This window comes from Burkholderia sp. Tr-20390 (assembly GCF_017104595.1).
Classification (GTDB): Bacteria; Pseudomonadota; Gammaproteobacteria; order Burkholderiales; family Burkholderiaceae; genus Burkholderia.
Genome location: NZ_JAAGPC010000017.1, coordinates 23,925 through 44,540, shown reverse-complemented (window position 1 = coordinate 44,540; position 20,616 = coordinate 23,925). Strand labels below are relative to the sequence as shown.

The 20,616-nt window shown below is 65.3% G+C and carries 15 protein-coding genes; 6 read left to right on the top strand and 9 right to left on the bottom strand.

Translation table 11 applies throughout. The features are described from left to right. The first annotated feature begins 169 nt into the window (after window positions 1-169). The 3 genes from G3N98_RS07825 to G3N98_RS07815 all read left to right on the top strand — a co-directional run bounded on the left by G3N98_RS07825 (window position 170) and on the right by G3N98_RS07815 (window position 1,805). Complete coding sequence (locus G3N98_RS07825; RefSeq protein WP_089433695.1) at window positions 170-610, top strand: Hsp20/alpha crystallin family protein; 441 nt, start codon at window positions 170-172, stop codon at window positions 608-610. 15 nt (window positions 611-625) lie between these two features. Next, a complete protein-coding gene (locus G3N98_RS07820; protein ID WP_089476166.1) occupies window positions 626-1,033 on the top strand; it encodes an Hsp20/alpha crystallin family protein in 408 nt (135 codons plus the stop codon). A 208-nt stretch (window positions 1,034-1,241) separates the two neighbouring features. After that, window positions 1,242-1,805, top strand: a complete 564-nt coding sequence (locus tag G3N98_RS07815; RefSeq protein ID WP_089476167.1) for an Hsp20/alpha crystallin family protein — start codon at window positions 1,242-1,244, stop codon at window positions 1,803-1,805. Between the two features lie 101 nt (window positions 1,806-1,906). Here the strand turns inward: G3N98_RS07815 and G3N98_RS07810 are convergent, their stop codons facing one another. The 5 genes from G3N98_RS07810 to G3N98_RS07790 form a co-directional block, all read right to left on the bottom strand. Continuing rightward, on the bottom strand, window positions 1,907-2,161 hold the full coding sequence (locus tag G3N98_RS07810; protein WP_089430122.1) for a hypothetical protein: 255 nt from the start codon (window positions 2,159-2,161) through the stop codon (window positions 1,907-1,909). A gap of 110 nt (window positions 2,162-2,271) precedes the next feature. Continuing rightward, entirely contained in the window at window positions 2,272-3,894 is a 1,623-nt protein-coding gene (groL, locus tag G3N98_RS07805) for a chaperonin GroEL (protein WP_206147825.1), read from the bottom strand. Window positions 3,895-3,969: 75 nt separating this feature from the next. Then, a complete protein-coding gene (locus G3N98_RS07800; protein WP_089476169.1) occupies window positions 3,970-4,287 on the bottom strand; it encodes a co-chaperone GroES in 318 nt (105 codons plus the stop codon). Window positions 4,288-4,495: 208 nt separating this feature from the next. Next, complete coding sequence (locus G3N98_RS07795) at window positions 4,496-6,826, bottom strand: EAL domain-containing protein (RefSeq protein WP_206147824.1); 2,331 nt, start codon at window positions 6,824-6,826, stop codon at window positions 4,496-4,498. A gap of 53 nt (window positions 6,827-6,879) precedes the next feature. After that, a complete protein-coding gene (locus G3N98_RS07790; protein WP_346779078.1) occupies window positions 6,880-8,979 on the bottom strand; it encodes an EAL domain-containing protein in 2,100 nt (699 codons plus the stop codon). Between the two features lie 108 nt (window positions 8,980-9,087). Between G3N98_RS07790 and G3N98_RS07785 the strand changes: the two genes are divergently transcribed. Continuing rightward, on the top strand, window positions 9,088-9,294 hold the full coding sequence (locus G3N98_RS07785; protein WP_206147822.1) for a hypothetical protein: 207 nt from the start codon (window positions 9,088-9,090) through the stop codon (window positions 9,292-9,294). Between the two features lie 262 nt (window positions 9,295-9,556). On the opposite strand, the gene G3N98_RS07780 is transcribed toward G3N98_RS07785, so the two are convergent. Next, window positions 9,557-11,254, bottom strand: coding sequence for a M4 family metallopeptidase (locus G3N98_RS07780; protein WP_206147821.1), 1,698 nt, complete (start codon window positions 11,252-11,254; stop codon window positions 9,557-9,559). A 607-nt stretch (window positions 11,255-11,861) separates the two neighbouring features. Then, a complete protein-coding gene (locus G3N98_RS07775) occupies window positions 11,862-13,076 on the bottom strand; it encodes an MFS transporter (protein WP_241025801.1) in 1,215 nt (404 codons plus the stop codon). Between the two features lie 513 nt (window positions 13,077-13,589). On the opposite strand from G3N98_RS07775, the gene G3N98_RS07770 reads away from it, so the two are divergent. Both G3N98_RS07770 and G3N98_RS07765 read left to right on the top strand, forming a co-directional pair. Beyond that, window positions 13,590-14,684: a hypothetical protein gene (locus G3N98_RS07770; RefSeq protein ID WP_206147819.1), complete on the top strand. Its 1,095-nt coding sequence runs from the start codon at window positions 13,590-13,592 to the stop codon at window positions 14,682-14,684. 259 nt (window positions 14,685-14,943) lie between these two features. Further along, window positions 14,944-15,474, top strand: coding sequence for a toxin (locus G3N98_RS07765; RefSeq protein ID WP_206147818.1), 531 nt, complete (start codon window positions 14,944-14,946; stop codon window positions 15,472-15,474). 23 nt (window positions 15,475-15,497) lie between these two features. On the opposite strand, the gene G3N98_RS07760 is transcribed toward G3N98_RS07765, so the two are convergent. Continuing rightward, on the bottom strand, window positions 15,498-15,905 hold the full coding sequence (locus tag G3N98_RS07760; RefSeq protein WP_206147817.1) for a VOC family protein: 408 nt from the start codon (window positions 15,903-15,905) through the stop codon (window positions 15,498-15,500). Between the two features lie 421 nt (window positions 15,906-16,326). After that, complete coding sequence (locus G3N98_RS07755; protein ID WP_206147816.1) at window positions 16,327-19,941, bottom strand: YadA-like family protein; 3,615 nt, start codon at window positions 19,939-19,941, stop codon at window positions 16,327-16,329. Between the last annotated feature and the right edge of the window lie 675 nt (window positions 19,942-20,616).

Below are 20,616 nucleotides of genomic sequence, written 5' to 3'. Positions count from 1 at the left end.
TTGAAATTCTCCGCAGAATTCCTATCTTAAGTTTCGCTCAGGCAGACGCGCGGGTCGCTTCATTCCGCGCGCTGCGTGTTTCGATTTGTTTGCCATGCAGTCCGGCAGGCGAACTGGAGCGCGTAGGCCCGTTCGCCTCCATGCTGCGACAAGCCAGGAGGATAAGATCATGAGCGATCTCTATTTCGGAACCGACCTCTTCAGCGAGTTCGACCGCCTGCAGCAACAGATGGCGCAACGCTTCGGCGGTTTCCCGTCCAGCATTCGCGCGAGCCGTTTCGGCACGTTCCCTCAGATCAATATCGGTGCGACAGACGATTCAATCGAGATCGTCGCGTTCGCGCCCGGCGTCGACGCCGCCGCGCTCGATGTGTCGATCGACAAGGGACTGCTGACCATTGGCGGCGAACGCAAATCGGCACAACGCGACACCGGGGGTGAGCGGCGCACCTATGCGCAAGAGCGCTTTGCCGGAACGTTCCGGCGGGTCATCGAGCTGCCCGAGGCCGCCGATCCCGACAAGGTCCAGGCGCACTACGAAAACGGGTGTCTATCCATCAGCATTGGCAAGCGTGAATCGTCCCGGCCGCGTGCCATCGCTGTCCAGTAAGAGAAGGAGCCGATCATGAAAGACACTACCCAACTGGCGGAACGCGACTCGTCCGCCGTTGCGCGTCGCGATACCGAACAGGCCGTGCGCCGGATGACACTCGTGCCGGCCGTCGACGTATACGAGGACAGTCAAGGCGTCACGCTGTGGGCCGATTTGCCCGGCGTGACGAAGGACAAGCTGGACGTGAAGGTTCACGACAGCAGCCTCCTGATCGAGGCCGAGGCCGTGGTGCCGACGCCGGCCAATCTGCGGCTTCAGCATGCCGAGGTTCGGGAGCCGCACTTCGCCCGCACGTTTACGCTGTCGGCGGATCTCGACTCGTCCAGGATCGAGGCGAGCCTTCAGGACGGGGTGCTGAAGCTGACCATCCCGCGCCGCGACGAAGCGCGTCCACGACGCATCGAAATCAAGACCCGCTGACGCGTCATGAGCCAAGGCGCAGCACGCGCCCCTCCGTCGACGCAGAACAGGATCAGCGACGCTTCGCTGCCTGAGTCGACGCAGGCGTAGGGGTGAGGACACGCGCTCCGGATCCGCACGATCCCCGTGACGCGAATCACGGCGCGCGTGTCCGCACCGGACGGCTACGCCAGGCTCAAAACAGACTGGAGATCAATCGGAGGACGCCATGAATGCCGATCCGAAAAAGTGGAACCCGTTCAAGTTCCTTCGCGGGGCCACCCGCAAGTCCGATCCGGAAGGCCCGGACAGTCCGCCGACAGGCGAGCCGGGGCGTGCGTCGTGGCCCGACATTTCGCGACTGTTTTCACGAGAACCATGGCGCGCCATGGAGGAATTCCTTCATGACCCGTTCGCCGGCAACGGCGCGCTCGAACGGTGGTTTGGCGACTTCAGTTCATCGCGCTTCCAGCCGCGCATCGACGTCGTCGATGAAGGCCCGGTGCTGCGCGTGACCGCCGAACTGCCCGGAATGGAGCGCGAAGACCTGAAGGTGAGCGTCGAGGATGGCGCAATCGTGCTGCGCGGAGAGAAAAGGCAAGACGTGCGCAGTGAAGAAAACGGTTGCTACCGGCTGGAGCGCGCCCATGGAAGCTTCGTGCGCACGATCCCGATGCCGGACAATGCCGACCCTGAGCACACCCTGGCAAAGTTCGACAACGGTGTCCTCACGTTGACCGTACCGAAATCGGAGCCGGCCAGGCCCACCAGTCGCACGATCGAAATCGGCTGATCCGGTTTCCCGTGCCATCGACGCGGCCGGATCAGGAGGACAACTGATGGATGTCGACGCGCATCATGCCCCGCGTGTGGCTTGGAACCGGCGGGGCCGATTCAGTCTTCCTCCATCAGATAGCGAATCACGAGTGCCGGATCGGCGATGTCGAGGATCAGTCGGCGCAGAATCCGTCGGCGCATGTGGTCCGCGTCGAGGCTCCAGGGCGCCCCCTTCTCGTTGAGATAACGGGTGATGGCGTCCCGGTGATCGGCGTTTGCCGGCAAATCGAGCCGAACAGCCAGCAGTCCTGCCACGACGTCGTCAAGCTCGATGTCGAGCGGTTTCGAGTCGATGCAAAGTTCGAGTTTCATGTCGATCATCGGCAAAAAGAGGCGCCGCATGAGGTGAGGCAGCCCGCGGCGCCAAACGACTTGCACCGGCCGCGACTGTTGGCCGGTGCGTACACGACCCGCTGCCGGGGTCAGTGCTCGAACTCAGGTGCGACCGACTGCCCCGGTTTCGGGTCCTTCGGCGCTTCGGCGACCGTTGCGTCCGTCGTCAGAATGAGTCCGGCAATCGATGCGGCGTTCTGCAATGCCGTGCGCGTGACCTTGGTCGGATCGACCACTCCCGCCTCGACAAGATCGCCATATTCACCGGTGGCCGCGTTGTAGCCAAAGTTGCCCTTGCCTTCAAGCACTTTAGCCACGACGACCGACGGTTCATCCCCGGCATTCGCGGCGATCACGCGCAGCGGCGCTTCGAGCGCGCGCAGCACGATCTGAATGCCCGCGTCCTGATCGCCGTTGGCGCCCTTCAGGCCCGTCGCCGTGGAACGCGCGCGCAGCAGCGCCACGCCGCCACCCGGCACGATGCCCTCCTCGACCGCCGCGCGGGTGGCATGCAGCGCATCGTCGACGCGATCCTTTTTCTCCTTCATTTCGACTTCGGTGGCGGCCCCAACCTTGATGACGGCCACCCCGCCGGCCAGCTTCGCCACCCGTTCCTGAAGCTTCTCGCGATCGTAGTCGCTCGTGGCTTCGTCGATCTGTGCACGGATGGACTTCACGCGCGCCTCGATGTGCTGCGCGTCGCCCGCGCCGTCGATGATGATCGTGTCGTCCTTGCGAACCTCGACACGCTTCGCGCCGCCGAGGTCGTCGAGCGTGGCCTTCTGCAGTTGCTTGCCGGTTTCTTCCGAGATGACGGTTGCGCCGGTGAGGATGGCGATGTCTTCCAGCATGGCCTTGCGCCGGTCACCGAAGCCGGGCGCCTTGACGGCCACGACCTTGAGGATGCCTCGCATCGCGTTGACCACGAGCGTGGCCAGCGCTTCGCCATCGACGTCTTCGGCAACGATCAGCAGCGGCTTGCCTGCCTTGGAGGCCGCCTCGAGGATCGGCAGCAGATCCCGGACGTTCGAGATCTTCTTGTCGTGCAACAGGATCAGCGCGTCGTCCAGATACGCCGCCTGCTTTTCCGGATCGTTGATGAAGTAGGGGCTGACGTAGCCGCGATCGAACTGCATCCCTTCGACGACATCCAGCTCGTTCTCGAGGGACTTGCCGTCCTCGACCGTGATGACCCCCTCCTTGCCGACCTTCTCCATGGCGTCCGCGATTATTTTGCCGATCGCCTCGTCGGAGTTGGCGGAGATCGAACCCACCTGCGTGATTTCCCGGTTCGTGGAAATCGGCTTGGACAGTTTGCGCAGTTCATCCAGCACGGCGGCCACGGCCTTGTCGATGCCGCGCTTGAGGTCCATCGGATTCATGCCGGCGGCAACGTGCTTCATGCCTTCCTGCACGATCGCCTGCGCGAGCACGGTGGCCGTGGTGGTGCCGTCGCCGGCCACGTCGGCGGTCTTCGATGCGACCTGCTTGACGATCTGCGCGCCCATGTTTTCGAAGCGGTCCTTCAGCTCGATTTCCTTCGCGACCGACACGCCGTCCTTCGTGATGGTGGGCGCGCCGAAGCTGCGCTCGATCACCACGTTGCGGCCTTTCGGCCCGAGCGTGACCTTCACGGCATCGGCCAGCACGTTCACGCCGTCGACGATACGGGCGCGGGCGCTGTCGTGGAATTTGACGTCTTTTGCACTCATCTTGTGGCTCTGGATAGAAGTCGTTGATGCGATGTGTCGCGAACACCCGGTGGGGTTCGCAATCTGCCCGGGATCTCAGGCGGCCTGGCGGGACGCGCCGGTATCGGTTTCGAGGACGCCCATGACGTCTTCCTCGCGCATGACGAGGAGTTCCTCGCCATCGACCTTGACGGTCTGGCCCGCGTATTTGCCGAAGAGAACCTGGTCACCCGCTTTCAACTGGAGCGCGCGAAGCGTTCCATCCTGCAGCAGCCGGCCACTGCCGACCGCGACGACTTCACCCTGCTCGGGCTTTTCCGCGGCCGAATCGGGAATCACGATGCCCGAGGCCGTCGTCCGCTGCGTCTCGATTCGCTTGACGATAACCCGGTCGTAGAGGGGACGAATCTGCATTCTCATCTCCTGAGCGATTAAAGGTTCGAAAAAGGAATCCGCCTGCCGGGCATGGCGACGCAAGCGCCGCTGCCGGGCAGCCGTGCCACTGTCTGGCGGAAAGCGAAATAGAGGTGCGGGTCGCCCACTTCAAGGGGGACGAAATGGGCTCTTTGTAACAAATTGTTTCATCCCGCCAAGACGCTGGCCGTGGCCGTCCCGCCGCCGCTCACGCCTGCCTGGCCGTGGCCTGCGCCGCCAGCGCGGCCCGCTCGATCCAGCGGATGGCCGGCGCATCCTGCTCGCCCGGCGCGGGCTTGCCGATCAGGAAGCCCTGCACCTCACGGCAGCCGGCATCGGTGATGCACGCCAGTTGCTCCTCCGTCTCGACGCCTTCCGCGACGGTCGTCACGCCGAGGCGCTTGCCGAGATCGGCCACCGTGCGCACGACGGCCGCGCAGTCCGGGCGCGTGACCGCATCGCGCACGAAGCTGCCGTCGATCTTGATCTTGTCGAACGGGAACGCGCGCAGATGCGCGAGCGACGAGAAGCCGGTGCCGAAGTCATCGAGGGCGACGCGCACGCCCATCGAACGCAGTGCGCGCAGGTCCGCGATGGCCTTGCCCTCGTCGTGCAGCAGCGCGGTTTCCGTCACCTCGATTTCCAGCCGGTCGGGCGCGAGGCCCGCGCCGGCCAGCGCCGCCGCCAAGGTCGGCGCGATCGTGCCGTGGCCGAGCTGCCCCGCCGACACGTTGACGGCAACGCGCGCACCGTCGGGCCAGCGCGCCGCCTCCCGGCAGGCCTGCTCGAGCACGAAGCGGCCGAGCCGGTCGATCAGGCCGCCGCGCTCGGCCACCGGAATGAAGCAGCCCGGCGAAATCCAGCCGGTGCGCGGATGATGCCAGCGCAGCAGCGCCTCGCGCGCCGTGATCTGGCGGGTGAGGACATCCACGATCGGCTGGTAGAACACGTACAGCCCCTGGTTCTCGTCCAGCGCGACGCGCAGCTTCGATTCGAGCGCGACCCGCTCCTGCGCGCTCGATTCCATGTCCGGCGAGAACATCCGGTAGGTGCCCTTCCCGGCTTTCTTGGCCGCATAGAGCGCCATGTCCGCGCGGGACAGCAGCGCGCCGGCGTCGTTGCCGTGATGCGGCGCCAGCACGCAGCCGATCGACGCACCGATGCGGAACGGCCGGTCGGGCGACGGCGCATAGGGGGCGACGAGCGTGTCGACGAGCCGCGCGGCCGCGCCCATCGCGCGGTCCGCGTCGGTGTCGCGCAGCAGCACCGCGAATTCGTCGCCGCCGATGCGCCCCAGCATCATCCCCGGCTCGGGGCACTGCCCGCGCAGGCGCTCCGCGACCTGGCGCAGCACCGCGTCGCCCGCCGAATGCCCGCACGCATCGTTGATCAGCTTGAAACCGTCGAGGTCGATGAACAGCAGCGCGAGCAGCTTGTCCGAGCGGCGCAGGCTCGCGTCGAATTCGGCCAGGAAGGTCGCGCGGTTCGGCAGGCCGGTGAGCGAATCGTGATGCGCGAGCTGGTGAATGCGCGCCTCCGCCTCGGCCTGCTGCGTGACGATCGACCACGACAGCATCGGGCCGATGTAGCGCCCCTGGGCGTCGCGCACGGCCGAGACCTGGATGTCGAGCACTTCCGGCCCGAGCGGAATGCGGGCGCGATGCGGCAGGTTCGCCGGATCGGCGAGCAGGCGGCGCTGGTGCTGCGGGTGCGGGTGGAAGAAGTCGATCGACGCGCCAAGCGCGTCGTCCGCGCGGATCGGCAGCAGGTGCTCGATCGAGCGCAGCAGGTTGCGCGACGTCGCGTTCAGGTAGTTGATGCGGAACGTCTCGGGGTCGGCCGTCATCACGGCCACCGGCATGTCGTCGATCATCCGCATCAGCCGCGTCTGCGCCTGCTCGCGCAGACGCGATTCGTCCTGCGCGTCGACGGTGCGCAGGACGCTCCGGTAGTTGACGGAGATGACGGCGATCAGCGACGCCGACACGAAGGCCATGTTGACCGCGGTGGCGACGAGCGTCGGCTGGCCGGTCGAGATGAAGAACACGATGAACGCGACGTTGACGATCAAGGCCACGCTCAGCGCGGCCGTCCGCAGGTACATCAGGCTGAAGACGCAACCGATCATCGTGATCGCCATGTAGAACGCCACCTGGGCTTTTTGCCACGCATCGCCGTACGGGAACAGCAGCAGCGCCCAGGTGGTGAACGTCACCGCGACCGGGATCACCAGCCAGTTCGTGACCGTGAGCGCGCGCATCACGGTGTCCGGCGTCGGCTCCAGCAGCCGGGTGCGGTGCCAGTGCAGCAGCCGCGCGAGCGCCGCGAGCGTCATCGCGGCCGGCATCGCGACCGACAGCCACCACGGCGTGCTGCCGAGGTGCGTGACGGCAAGGCTCCAGGTGCTCGAGATGAGGATCAGGTACGACACCGGGATCTGGCCGGCGAATACCCGGTATTGCGCCGCGAGCAGGTCCGGGTTCCGGTCCGGCGCCGCGAGTCTTGCCAGTCTTGCCATCCGTGCGTAGAGGATTTTCATGTGAGCCTGCCGGCGGCAACCCGGGGGCGGGCTGCCGTGTCCGGCGTCGAGGGTTACCCGAGCGGGTCCGGGTCGAAATCGGCCGCGACGGCCGATTCGGACGCAGGAACCGCCGTGCGGACGCGGTTGCCGCCGGTCAGCGCAATCTGCCCGCTGCCGACGATCTCGTTGAGGGGGGCGGGCCTGCCGAGCAGGAAGCCCTGCGCTTCGTCGCAGCCTTCGTCGGCCAGCAGCGCCAGCTGGTCGTGCGTCTCGATGCCTTCGGCCAGGATCGGAATGCCCAGGCTCTTGCCGAGCGCGAGCACGGCGCGGATGATCGCGCGATCCTGCGGTTTCGCTTCCGCGTCCGCGACGAACGACTGGTCGAGCTTGATGCGGTCGAACGGGAACGAGCGCAGCGTGTCGAGCGACGAATAGCCGGTCCCGAAATCGTCGAGCGCGATGCTCACGCCCAGCGCCTTGATCTGCCGCAGCGTGTCCAGCGCACGCTCGCGGCTGGCGAAGATCGTCGATTCGGTCAGCTCCAGCTGCAGGCGCGACGCCGGCAGGCGGGTGGCTTCGAGCACGTCCGCCACGAGCGCCGTCAGGTCCGCGTGCATGAACTGCACGGCCGATACGTTCACCGCGACCGCATAGGGCGGCTCCCACGTGGCCGCCCGCGCGCAGGCCTCGCGGAGCACCCAGGCGCCGATGTCCAGGATCACGCCGTTTTCCTCGGCGAGCGGAATGAACTCGGCGGGCGGAATCGTGCCGAGCGTCGCGTGCTGCCAGCGCAGCAGCGCCTCGTAGCCGCGGATCTCGCCGGTCGCGAGCGACGTCTGCACCTGGTAGTGGATGCTCAGCTGGTTGTCGGCCACCGCGCGGCGCAGGTCGGCCGCGAGGCTGCGGCGCGCGCGGACGATCAGGTCCATCGCCGGCTCGTAGAAGCAGATCGATTGCGCGATGCTGCCCTTCGCGCGGTACATCGCGAGGTCCGCGTTGTTGATGAGGATGGCCTTGGTGGCGGCGTCGTCCGGGTAGATGGCGACGCCGAAGCTCGCGCCCGGCACGACCTCGTAGTCGTCCAGCCTGACCGGCTTGTAGAGCGCCGGCTCGAGCCGTTCGAGCAGATCCATCAGGCGCGTGTCGTCGTCCATCCGGCAAAGCGCCGCGAATTCGTCGCCGCCGATGCGGGCGACGAATTCGCCTTCGCGCAGCAGGTTCGTCATGCGGCGCGCGAGGATGCGCAGCACCTCGTCGCCGGCGTGGTGGCCGCGCAGGTCGTTGATTTCCTTGAAGCGGTTCAGGTCGATGCCGATCAGCGCGAGCTTCGTGCGTTGTTCCTGCGCAAGCGCGATTTCGAGGTCGAGCCGCTCGTTGAAGCTGGCCCGGTTGGGCAGGCCGGTCAGCATGTCGCTCAGCGCCAGCCGGCGCAGGTGTTCGAGCGATTCGGCCCGTACGTTGCTGTCGATCACGTAACTCACGAGCCCCGTGCAGACGATCACGAGCGACGTGCCCGCGACCGCCAGCGCCAGCGGGCGCATATCGCTCATGTCGGTCCAGTTGCCGTCGAGCATCAGCGGCGTGATGCGCAGCGCGGACATCCCGGTGAAATGCAACGCGAGAATCGCGAGCGACAGCACGCCGGCCATCTGGTTGACGGCGTGCGGCGACGGCCGCATCGCGAGGTGCAGCGCGAGCGCGGCGAGCGTCATCGCCAGGACCACCGACGCGACCAGGTAGCCGACGTCCCACGACACGATCCCCTCGACCCGCCACGCGAGCATGCCGGTGTAGTGCATCAGCACGATCGCCACGCCGACGATCGCGCCGCCGAGCGCGGGCGCGACCTTGACGATGCGACAGGTCGTCAGCGCGAAGCCGATCGTGCTGCCCACGACCGCGATGAGCAGCGACACGAGCGTGAGCGGCAGGTTGAAGTGCACGGGCGCGCCGGCGTCGAAGCCGAGCATCGCGATGAAGTGCGTGCACCAGATCGCCACGCCGGCCGAAATGGCCGTCAGCACCTGCCAGCCGAGCCGCTGCGTGCCGGAGGTGTTCACCGTGCGCTGGAACAGGCGCGCGGTGACCCACGAGCCGCCTCCGCACAGCAGTGCGGCAAGCAACACCAGCCAGTGGTTGTGCCGATGAACGATGCACCCGAAAACTGTCACCAAAACCTTTGTTCCCCTATCCGTCGCATGGGCCGATGCCATGCCCGATCGACGCGGCGGGGGGCAATGCCGCTTCGATCAGGCGCGCCCTCCAGATATCGGCATGTGATGAATAAACTGAACGCCGCGCGCCCCGGCGCAAACGATTGCCCGGCAGATATTTTTTGGGGAAAAAGTGCCGGAACGAGGCAGGATGGGGGAAAGGAGATTCGGGCTGCAGCGGAGGCCGAGCACATCGCGCTCGAATGGCACGCCACCGCACAGGTGATCGATTGGACGGAACGCGCGCGTTCCGACGAACGGCGCGACGGGTGACGGGTGACGGGTGACGGGTGACGGGTGACGGGTGACGGGTGACGGGTGACGGGTGACGCGTCGCGGCGAGATCAGCAGGATAGACGGCGGGTGTCGTGAAAGCCGGACGTCAAAAAATCGACCGCCTGCAATCGCAGGCGGTCGATCAACGGCTGCCCTTCATTCGCCCGGGCGTCACGTGGCTTCGACCGGTTCGCCCTTCGCCGAAGCGAAGGGTCTACCACACGCGCTCCGGGCGTTCAACGCACTCACACAACCGCCATCAATTCACCCCGACCGCACTCCACGCGCGAGCGACCGCGGCGCTTTCGGCCGAGTTCGTGCCATACAGGTCGTTCGCCGCCTGGATCGACGCACGACGCGCGCTCGGGTAGCTGGAGTTGGCGTTCAGATACACGGTCAGCGTCCGGTACCAGATCTTGCCGGCCTTCTCGCGGCCCACGCCGCTGAAGGTCGTGTCGCCGTTGCAGACCAGTTGCGCCTTCGTCAGGCCGGTATCGGTCGACGGCACCGTCGGGCCTTCCGCGAGCAGGTAGAACAGGCGGTTGCCGACGCCCGACGTGAAATGCGGATCGTGGCGCGGATTCGACCACGAGAATCCGCCGGACGGGTAGCAGCTGAACGACCGGCCGTCGAGATCCTGCTTGTACATCTTGCGCAGGCCGCCGCTCACCACGCGCGCACCGATCACGTAGTTGCCGGGATCGTTCGGGTTGTTGGCGTAGTACTTCACGAGCGTGCCGAAAATGTCGGACGTCGACTCGTTCAGGCCGCCCGCGTCGCCCGAGTAGTTCAGGTTGGCCGTGGCCTCGGTCACGCCGTGACTCATCTCGTGTCCGGCGACGTCCACCGACACGACCGGTTTCGGCAGGCTGGTGCCGGGTTGGCCGTCTCCATACACCATCACGTGCGAATCCAGCCATGCCGCATTCGCGCCGGTCGTGCCGCTGCCCGTGTTGAACACCACGTGTGCATAGCTCTTCACGCCGCGGCCGTCGTTGAAGATGCCGTTGCGGTTGTGCGTCGTCTTGTAGTAGTCCCAAGTCAGCGCGAGACCATAGTCGATGTCGGCGGCGACGGTCTGCCGGTCGGTGGTCGTATTGTTGCCCCACACGTTCGTGCTGCTCGTGAAGATCGGCAGGTCGGTCGCCCGCTCGACGTCGTCCGAGGTCAGCCCGCGGCCGTCGTAGACCGAGCCGGAGCCACGGCTCGGATCGAGCATCCGGTACGCGTTCGTGCCCGTCTGGTCCGTGGTGAGCGTCAGGTTGCCGTAGTACAGCGAGCGGCCGGTGCCGGTCGCGGCGGCGGTCTTGATCAGGTCCTGCGCGTCGAGCACGGTGCCGGTGCGCGCATCGACGTAGTACAGCACCGCGTCGCCATGCACATCGGTCGCGTTGCCGTACACGCGTACCGCGTAGGCCAGCGTCGGCGTGACGTCGCGTGCGAACACGACGAGTTCCGCGTCATCGACGCGGCGCACGTCCGAGTTGAAACGCGCGGCTGCGATGCGCTTGACCCGGGCAGCGCCGATGTCGGGTGCGTTGCGTACGACCGCGCGGTCGCCGACCTTGCCGATCGTGCCGGCGAGATTGATCGGCGCGAGCTGGGTCACGCTCGCCTGCTTCAACTGCCCCTTGCTCGAATGGACCACCACGTCGCCGCCGATCACGGGCAGGCCCGCGTAGAAGCGGTCGAAACGCACGTGCTCGGTGCCGTCGGGGTCGACGATCACGTCGCGCACCTGGAACTGATCGCCATCCGCCGGCGCGCTCGCCTGCGGCCCTGCGAACTTCAACGTGCGTGCTGCGCCGCCGGCTGCGAGGCTGAAGGCGGACGGGTTCTGCTGGATCAGTTGCAGTGCCTTGTCGACCGTAGCCGACTGGTCGCCGGCCTGGGCAAAAGCACTGAGACTCGCGACGGTAATCGCGGAGATGGACAGCAGACGAGACAGTTTCTTCATGTAATCCCCCGGCTTATAAGTGGGTGATGTTCGAGGAATGCATCAAGTACAGACTTTGATGTAAGACATGTCACGAACCGCAGAGGGATGCTAGAAGGTCATTTTTATAATTACAAGATATTTTCTGACAGTTTATTTTTTACTGTCATCGGCGTTAATCGAGTCATTGTTTGGTGAGAAATTTGAAATGATCTCGTCGGCTGCGATGACGGGATCGACAAGGTTGCGTCGGGGGAATGTGTCGGAGAGGCCGGTGCTGCCTGGGAAAGGCCGCATGTGGCGCGGGTCGGGCAGGACGAATGAGGTAAAGCCGGGGGTAATGCGCCAGACACTAGTTGCTTTATTAAATATTTATTTTGATTGTTGCCATTGCCGGCGCGCCAATGAAACTTTTAATGGTCTTTCGATTCTCGATTTTGACGGCGATGCCTTTGAATTCGTAGTGAAAGCCTGCCGAGCGGCGCACGAGGTAATGCTTTCTACGAATCTTTCGCTTGAGCGGCGCGGCGCAACCCATCGGATGTGCACGTCACACGTTCTCTTGCGCACGCGGTTGTTGCCGAGGAAGGCGCGTGCGGCCGATGCACCATTCACTGACGTCCGCTGCCTAGCCGGCCCTCACCTTGAACCGCACCACCAGCCACGTCAGCGCGCCCAGCACGAACACGGCGAGCACCCACGTGCCGCCGTGGTGCTGCAGCACCGCGGCCGTCGCCGCGATGCCCGCCAGTCCCTGCTGCAGGAAACCGCACAAGGCCATCGCATGCGCGCCATGTTCGTGCGCATCGCTGACGGCGGTCGCCATGCTGTTCGGAAACAGCACCGCCTGGCCAAAAATCGCGAGGCAATACAGCGCGATGAAGATCCACAGGCCGCCGAAATGATCCAGCAGCCCACCCAGCCACGACGCCAGCATCAACGTGGTTGCGAGCGCAACCAGCGCGGCACCGGCATGCATGAGCCGCACGCCGCCGAGCCGCTTCACGACGCGATTGACCAGCATCGCGCCGCTGAAATAGGCGACACCGAGCAACAGGCCGATACTGCCGAAGCTCGTCACGGCCAGCCTGAAATGCTCCTGGAACACGAACGGACTCACTTCCTGCAAGGTCACCGTCGTCGCGAACCCCAACCCGCCCGCGCAAGCCGGCCATAGGAAACCCGGGCGCCGCAGCAGGCTCCGGTAAGTGCCGGCCATCCCCGACGTGACCGCGGTGCGGCTTCCCGCCTTCAACGGCAACGCCACCGACAGGCCGATCGCCAGCGCGGCGATGACGGCCATCAGCACGAAACCCGTTTGCCAGTGACTGTATCGGCCGATCAGCCCGCCGACGAACTGGCCGCCGCCCAGCGCGGTGATGAAGGCGATCGACAACACCGACAGCCGTCGCGCCAGTTCGTCGCCGCGCCAGTAGTCGCGGACGATGATTCTGGCGATGATCGCCGCGCCACCGCCCCCGATGCCCTGGATCGCGCGCAACGCGAGCAGCGCCGGCGCGACCGTGCAGACGGCGAGCAGCAGGCTGCTGGCGACGAACAGCAGCAGCGAGATCAGCAACGGGCCGCGCCTGCCCCAGCGTTCCGCGGCGGCGCCCCAGAACGGCACCGGCAGCGCCGCGCCGATCACATAGGCGGAGATGGACAACTCGGCGCCGCCTTGCGTCATCTTCAGTTCGCGCATGACGACAGGCAGCGACGGCAGGTAGACCGTCGTCGCCATTTGCGCCATGAACACGACCAGGCACGCCAGCGCCATCAGGGACGCAGTCGACGCGGCCGGTTCGCACGGTGTGCCGGCGGCAAGAACGGGTTTGTCGCTCATGCCAGCCCCCGATTCGCTCGAGACGCGGGCCTGGCCGTTACCCATCCGTGCACACATGACGGGTTGCCGTCGCGGGTGCTACGCACATGCATGCTGTCCCGCAACCCGGATTCGGTCGCCATCGTTTCTCTCTTTCTCTTGATCTTGTCGGGGTTGGCCGCCGCGGTGTGCGGCAGGATTGCCGTGGCGGGTCGTACAAAGGAGCAGGCAGCGAACAGCCGACGTCGATGTCACATTCAAATGGCCGTTGCGGGACGGCGAGGCTACCCGGCCCGGACACATCTGCTCGCCCCCCGATACAGGCGCTGCCGGCACGCCGCGCCGCGTAATCACGTGTAATCGATTCTGGAAAAAACCGGTCCTATATTGGCGTCACTCTTTCGCCATGCGCCTGACTTCAGGCGGGTCGAACAGAGCCAATCAAGCGCCGGTCGTCGTTCGATCAACCTCGAGACTGACGGGGAAGCATTCAACGCTCCCGTGCGTACCGTTCGAATCAATCAGGAGAGCATCATGCCAGACATCTTCATCTGGAAGCCCAATGAAAACCAGACATACAGCACGGCGGGTACGAATGAGGTGAGCGCCCCTTCCTTCGACAAGGAAGCCGGCAAATCCTTCTCGATGATCGCTCCCGCCGGAACGTTGACGCTGCTGTCCCGGCAGTCGTCGGTATGGGGCGGAAGTTTCGACAACGACATCCCGCCCGTTGAAATCGATCTTCGTAGCGGTGCCCTCGTGATGCGCGGCATCTCCGGCGATGCGCGCGGCGTCGATTTCACGATGGGTCCGTATCCGCACAAGCTCATCGGTCACCCGTTCGTCAACTTCAGGATCGTCGACGCCGCGTTCGAGGTCAGCCGTTTCGATACGGTGAATGCGGGCGGCCTGGTCCCGCCGTTGCTCGGCATGTATATCGACCTTCTCCTCGATCTGGAACTGGCCGGCGCCAGCCGCTATGACGTCTCCTGCCGGTTGTACGCCAGCACCAAGAAGCTGCGTATCCAGGGCCAGTCCGCGGTGAATGTCCGTGCCGAAGAGATCGTGCTGACGTTCAGCGAGTATGCCGTTCTGCCGGCGGCGCTGCCCCGGGTTCCGGGCAACGATTACTCGCTGCACATGGAATCGACGGGCGGCAAGATGGAGATCGCCGAATCGCGTCTCGCGTTCGGAAGGCGTGCGAAGAGCGCGATGACGAGCAAGCAGATTACGTTGCGCAAAAGCGTGCGGGTCTGGGCTCAGGACGATGCCAATGCGAAGTTCGTTACCGACGCGGTCGAGTTTTACGACAATGCGTCGACGGCAACGTTTTCCCTCTCGCACAACGCCAACGTGGAATTCGATACGTATTCCGGCGGAAAACCTTTCGATTTCCTGGGCAACAAGACGTATCCCCAGGGGTTGTTCAACTTCCAGTCGACACCCGAGTCCAAGGCGACGGGCAAGTTCACCTTCTACGGCGCCGGCAGCGCGTTCGACCAGTCGGCGATGCTGCACAAGCAGGTCGTCGCCATCGACGGAGTGCCGCAGTCGAACGACCGGCAACTCCGCTTCGAGTACGTTCGCGTCGGCAACACGCAGAACATGGTGGTGTCGCTCAAGAAGTGACCGGAAGGGTTCCGTCGTCAGCCTGCGTGTGACGGGGCCGGGCAACAGCCCGTCAGGCTGATTCGGCGTTGACCAGGCTGCCCCTCCAATGCAGATGGGTTGGCGGAGCAAGCCTGGGCATCGCGAAGATTCAACGATGAACCGCGGCATTCGAGGGGCCGCTTCCTGCATGAGGCACGCATGAGGCACGCATGGGGCACGCATGGGGCACGCATGGGGCACAATACGCAGCTTCAAAGATTCAGCCGCGGTCAAACCCATGCGCTTCATCGTCGTTGGAACCAGCGGAGCGGGGAAATCCACCTTTTCCAGCGCGCTGGCGGCAGCAGCCGGCTGCCCTTGCATCGAGCTGGATCGACTCTACTGGGGCCCCGGCTGGACAGCCGTGCCGCCGGAACAGTTCGAGAGCGCCGTGCTGGCCGCGACGGCCGGCGACCGCTGGGTCGCCGACGGGAACTACAGCGCCGTGCGCGACGCGCTCTGGTCGAGAGCCACGCACGTGATCTGGCTGAACTTCGGGCGGCGAACGGTGTTCTCCCGGGTGCTCTGGCGCACGTTGAGCCGCGGGCTCATGCGCACCGAGCTTTCGCACGGAAATCGTGAATCGCTGCGGATGGCATTCTCCCGGGAGTCGGTGCTGCTGTGGTCGTACACCACGTTCGCCAGGAATCGCATCAAGTTCACCGCCCTGCGTGACGACCCGACATTCGCGCATCTGCACTGGACGGAAATCACCCGGCCTTCGCACACCCGCGCGGTCATCGACAGGCTGGCCCGCGCCGGCGGCTGAGCGCGGCGCGACGCTTACCTGCGTCAGTCGTCGAACGTGCCTTGATATTCCGGCGCGGCATCCGCGCGCGTGTTCAGTTCGAACATCACGCCGCCCGGTGCGCGGCAGAAGAAACGCGAACCGCGCCCGTTGTTGAAGACGTCCGTCACCATCTCGACGCCCTCTTCACTGAAGCGCTCGAACAACGTGCGAACCTCATCGAGGCTCGGCAGTTCGAACCCGACGTGGAAATTCGCCGGCCATGCCGGCCTGTCGTCGCTGACGTGATCGATCACCACGTCGAAGCCCGGGCGCTTGAGGATCCAGGATTGTTCCCAGCTTCCCGCGATCGTGAAACCGAGGTGCCGCTCGAAGAATCGGGCCGTCGCCCGTGTGTCGGCCGACGGGAAGCTCAGGTGGTTGAGCTTCATGGTTTGCGTAATGGCTGTCATTTCGAGTCCCTGTCATGCGTGGATCGGCGGAGGCCCCATGCCGTTCCGCCCGACGCATTCAGAATACGAGCCGGCGCTCACGTTCGACAACTCGCATTAGTCGCCCGTCCGGACCGCCCGCAAACCCGCATGAAACCGGGGGCCGGGGCGCCGTTGCAATCGTCGTGGATCGCGCTATTCGCATTCGGCCGCGATGGGCCTGCTCCCTCGTTTCGCTGTGTTTGCCGTGTGAGCCCCGGGCGCAAGGCAAGCGGCAGGGACTGCCGGGCGCGCTCGGCGCATCCCTGTCGCTTTGCGTGACGCATCAAGCGTCGATGGCCCGAGGGTGACAAACCCACCCCGGGCCACGGATTTCCCGCCAGTGCCGGGCATCACGACCGCTGCCCGGCACCCCCAGTCAATCGATGCTGCACGGATGACGTCAGAACTGGTAACCCGCGCCCACCACCGCGCCGAAGTCCGAACGCGTGTTGCCCGTCACCGACGCCTTGACGACCCAGCGGTTGCTTTCCGTCACGTACGAGTACCCGGCGGCGAAACCCTGCTGGCCGTGATAGTTCGACGTCGCCGCCGAGACCATCGAGCGGCCCGCGCCCGTCGGTTGCGGCAGGCCGGCCACGGCCATTGCCGATGCCACGCCGCCGTACATATCCTTCTTCAGGTCGTTGAACGAGTTGTACACCTGGCCGATGCGCTGGTCGGTGTAGCCCTTCGCCTGAGTCGACGCGGCCGACAGGTTGTCGTTCAGCTGCTGCACGTTCACCGCGTCGGTCGGCGCGGTGCCGGCCGCGACGTTCGTGACCTGGCGCTCGCTGCCCTTCGCGCCGACCGAGAACGAATTGTCGCGATCGGCGACGGAGCCCTGGCCGACCGCCACCGCGTTCTTGCCGGTTGCCGTCGCCGTCGACCCGATCGCACCCGCATCGGCTCGCGCGATCCACGTGGTGTTCGCATCGGTCGCCGCCGCGCGGATCTGGTCGTTGGCCGCCACGTTCTTCAGCGCATTGTTGAACTGGCCCATGTTGACCGCGTCGTTGTCCTTCACGCCCGCCGCGACACCGGTCAGCACGCGGTCGCCCGACGTGCCGGAGAAGTTCACGCTGGTGCCGCCGGTGTCCTTCCCGACCGTAATCGCGCCGTTCGGATCCTGCTGCTGCACGAGGCCGGCCTTGCCGTTCGCGATGTTGGTCACGTTCCCCTGCAGGTTCGTGATGTCGGTCGTGTTCTTCGCGACCTGCTGGTTGGTCGCGTAGAGCTGCGAGCCGTTCACTGCGTCCGTGCTGGTTGCGCTGAGCGTTCCCGCCTGCACGTTGGTGATGCGCGTGCCGCCGGCGCCGCCGAGGGTGATCGAGCTCTTCGAGCTGTCGTCGTACTGCACCGCAAGCGCGCCGAGCTGGTTCAGACTCGACTGCACGCCCTTCAGCTGCTTCACGTTCACCGCGTCCGTATCGTCGGTGCCCGCGGCGACATTCTTCAGCACGACGGCCGCATTCGTGTCGCCGCCGATCAGCGAGACCGAATTCAGCCGGTTGCCGTTCGTGTCGACATCGTACTTGACGACGTTCTTCACGGCCTCGCCCGCCTGGTTGGACACCTGCGTGATCTGCTGTTCGAGCGACGACTTCACGCCCGACAACTGGCCGCCGTTCACCGCGTCCGTGCTGCCCGCGGCGATGTTGCCGTCGGCCACGTTCGTCAGCTTCGTCGGTGCGCCGCCGCGCGCCGCGTTGTAGGCGCCGGCCTTCGGGTCGAACTGGAGCGCGTCCTGCTGCAGCCCGGCGATCGCGGCCGTGTTGCCGGCGATGTTCGTTTCGGCGTTGCCGATGCGCGTTTCGTGATTCTCGAGCGTCGTCGTGTTGCTGCCGACCCGGCCGTCGAGGTTCGTGAGTGCGTCGCCAACGTTGTTGAACGAACCGCCGCCGACTTTATAGGCCGGCGCGCTGATCGAACCGTCCGGATTCGCCGTTGCACCGCCGCCCAGCGCGGCTGCGGTGCCGTCGGTCGCGCGGCGCAGTTGCGCGCCGTTCACCGCGTCGGTGCTGCCGGCCGCGACGTTGCCTGCCGCGATATTGGTCAGTCGCACCGGGCTCCCGCCGTTGCCTGCACCGAGCGAAACCTGTTTCTTGCTCGCGTCGTCATACTTCACCGCGAGCGCATCGAGCTGGCTCGTGCCGTCCTGAATCGCCGCGTTCAACTGGTCGACGTTGACCGCATCCGTGCCGTTCTTGCCGGCCGCGACGTTGCCGATGCGTTGCGGGCCGTTGCCGCCGTGGCTCGCATCGTATGCGCCGAGGTTCGTGTTCCACAGCAGCGCGTCCTGCTGGAGTGCCGCGATGTTGCCCGTATTCGTCGTCACCTGGTTGCCGAGCGTCGTGACGCTGTTGCCGACATTCGTGATCGACTGGTTCAGCGTGTCGGTGGCCTTGCCGAGCTGGCCGACGTTCACGGCGTCGCCCGCGGCAATGCCGTCCGCCACGTTGTGCAGGCCGACCGGTGACTGCGCGCCCTTGCCGCCGAGCGTCACGCCGCCGTGCGCATCATCGTCGTACTGCACGGCGTTCTTCGTCGCGTTGCCGATCTGGTTCGTGATCGACGTGCTCAGGTTGCCGAGCGTCGTGCTGATGCTGTTCGTCACGCTCGTGCTGAGCGACGACAGGCCGCCGTTCAGTTGGCCGACGTTCACGGCGTCGGTATTCGCGACACCGGCCGCGACGTTGTGCAGCGTCGTGCCGTTCGTGCCGGCAAACGTCACCGAGTCGAAGCCGCTCTGGCCGTCGTACTTCACGTTGCGTGCATCGGCTGCCTGCAGGTTGCTGATGTTCGTGGTTGCCGTGCTCAGCGAGGTGTTGATGCCGGTGACGCTGGCCTGCAGGTTCGCGATGTTCGACGTGGCCGTCGAAATGGACGTCTGCAGCGGCGCGACGCTGCCCTTCAGCTGGCCGACGTTGACCGCATCGGTGTCGGCGACGCCGGCCGCGACGCCGTTGATCGTCGTGCCGTTGGCGCCGTCGAGTGCGATCGCCGCATGCGAATCGTCGGTGTATTTCACGACGTTCTTCGTTGCGGTCACGATGCTGGTGCTGAGGCTGTTGCCCACGTTGGTCACGCGCTGGTCGACGTTCGAGATCGTGGTCGACAGTGAATTGCCGACCGACGTCACGCGCGCGTCGACCGTGGCGATGCTCGTGCTGAGCGTGCCGTTCACGTTCTTCAGCTGCTGGACGTTGACGGCGTCCGTATCGGCCGCGCCTGCCGCGACGTTCTTGAGCTGGCGCTCGTTGCCGATCGCGCCGAACGACACCGCGCCGCCAACCGGCGCGGCCGTGCCGCCGAACACCGGCGTGCCGCCATTGTTCGCACCGACGCTGCCCGAACCGATCGCCACCTGGTTGTTGTCGTTCGTCTGCGCGCCAGCACCGATCGCGACGGATTGCGTGCCGCCGGCGCGCGTCTGGGTGGCCGCGTCATACGACGCGCCGGCCGACACGCCGTCGCTCGATGTCGGGTTGGCGCCGCCGATCGCGACCGAACGATCGCCGCTGGCGAGCGCCGAGTGGCCCAGTGCGATCGAGCTGGTGCCGTGCGCATCGGCGACGTTGCCGAGCGCCATCGAGAAATCGCCGACCGCGGCCGACTGGCGGCCGATGGCGAGCGCCGTGTTGCCTTGTGCGACGGCTACCGTGCCGATGGCCGTGGCCGAGTTCGCCAGCGCCTGCGCGCCGACGCCGACCGCGATCGCGCCGCCGCTGCTGGTGCCGCCATTGCTGCTTGCATTCGACTGGTCACCGATCGCGATCCCGCTGGTGCCGGCCTTGGCATTCGTGCCCATCTTGACGTTTGCCGTGCTTACCGCCACGTAGCTCCCGCTCTTGGTCGCGACACACAGCGGGTTCGTGCCGTCGATGCACTGACCGCTCAGCGCGTTGTCCGGGTTGCCGCGATCGACGAAATTGTCCGCATGCGCGGCGCCCGAGATCAGCACACCTGCACCCGTGAACATGGCGGCGGCAAGCGCCGAAATCTGCTTCCTCTTCATGGTCTTCTGCTCCGTTTTGTAGCGTCTGGTTTGAATACGGACTACTTAGTTTTGTTGAAGACTTCAGCTGCGACTGCGATTGCGATTACGACTTCAGTGCGGAACCCGATGCCCGTGCCCGGCTCGAGCGTGCCGAAGGCGACACGCATCGTCCGCTCGTGGCGACGGGACGTTCGAAAGCGCGGGCCCGTCGTTCGTGTGACGGCCCGTTCCGTTAATCCTGGTGATGCATTAGGAATGCATATCGTTTTATATGGGCGAATTCGCCCAGCGACTGAATCCGGAGATTCAACCCGCCGTTATGGACACCCCTGATTTGATGTCGCGCTGACCGCGACCCACCCCGCTTCTTTTATTTCATCCACGGCAACCGGATTTTCGCTTGCGCGCAGCGGACATGCGCTCGGAGTCACATCAAGTGATGCCTCGGACCCGAATCGCACAACGTCCGTCACAACCCGCCGTGCCTTGCGTTGCTCGGTGCAACCCTGCACTCAAAGTTCGGACGAATTATGAGACACGAATTAAAATTATTGAAGGTGGCATTCTTTATAGATTGTAAAATTCAATACATTCAAATAGTTACGCTAAAAACGCGCATCTCGCAAACGATTTCGCGCCATCTAAATTAATCGAGATGTTTTGTCGGGCGGATAAAATCTTTGCTGAGGCGTA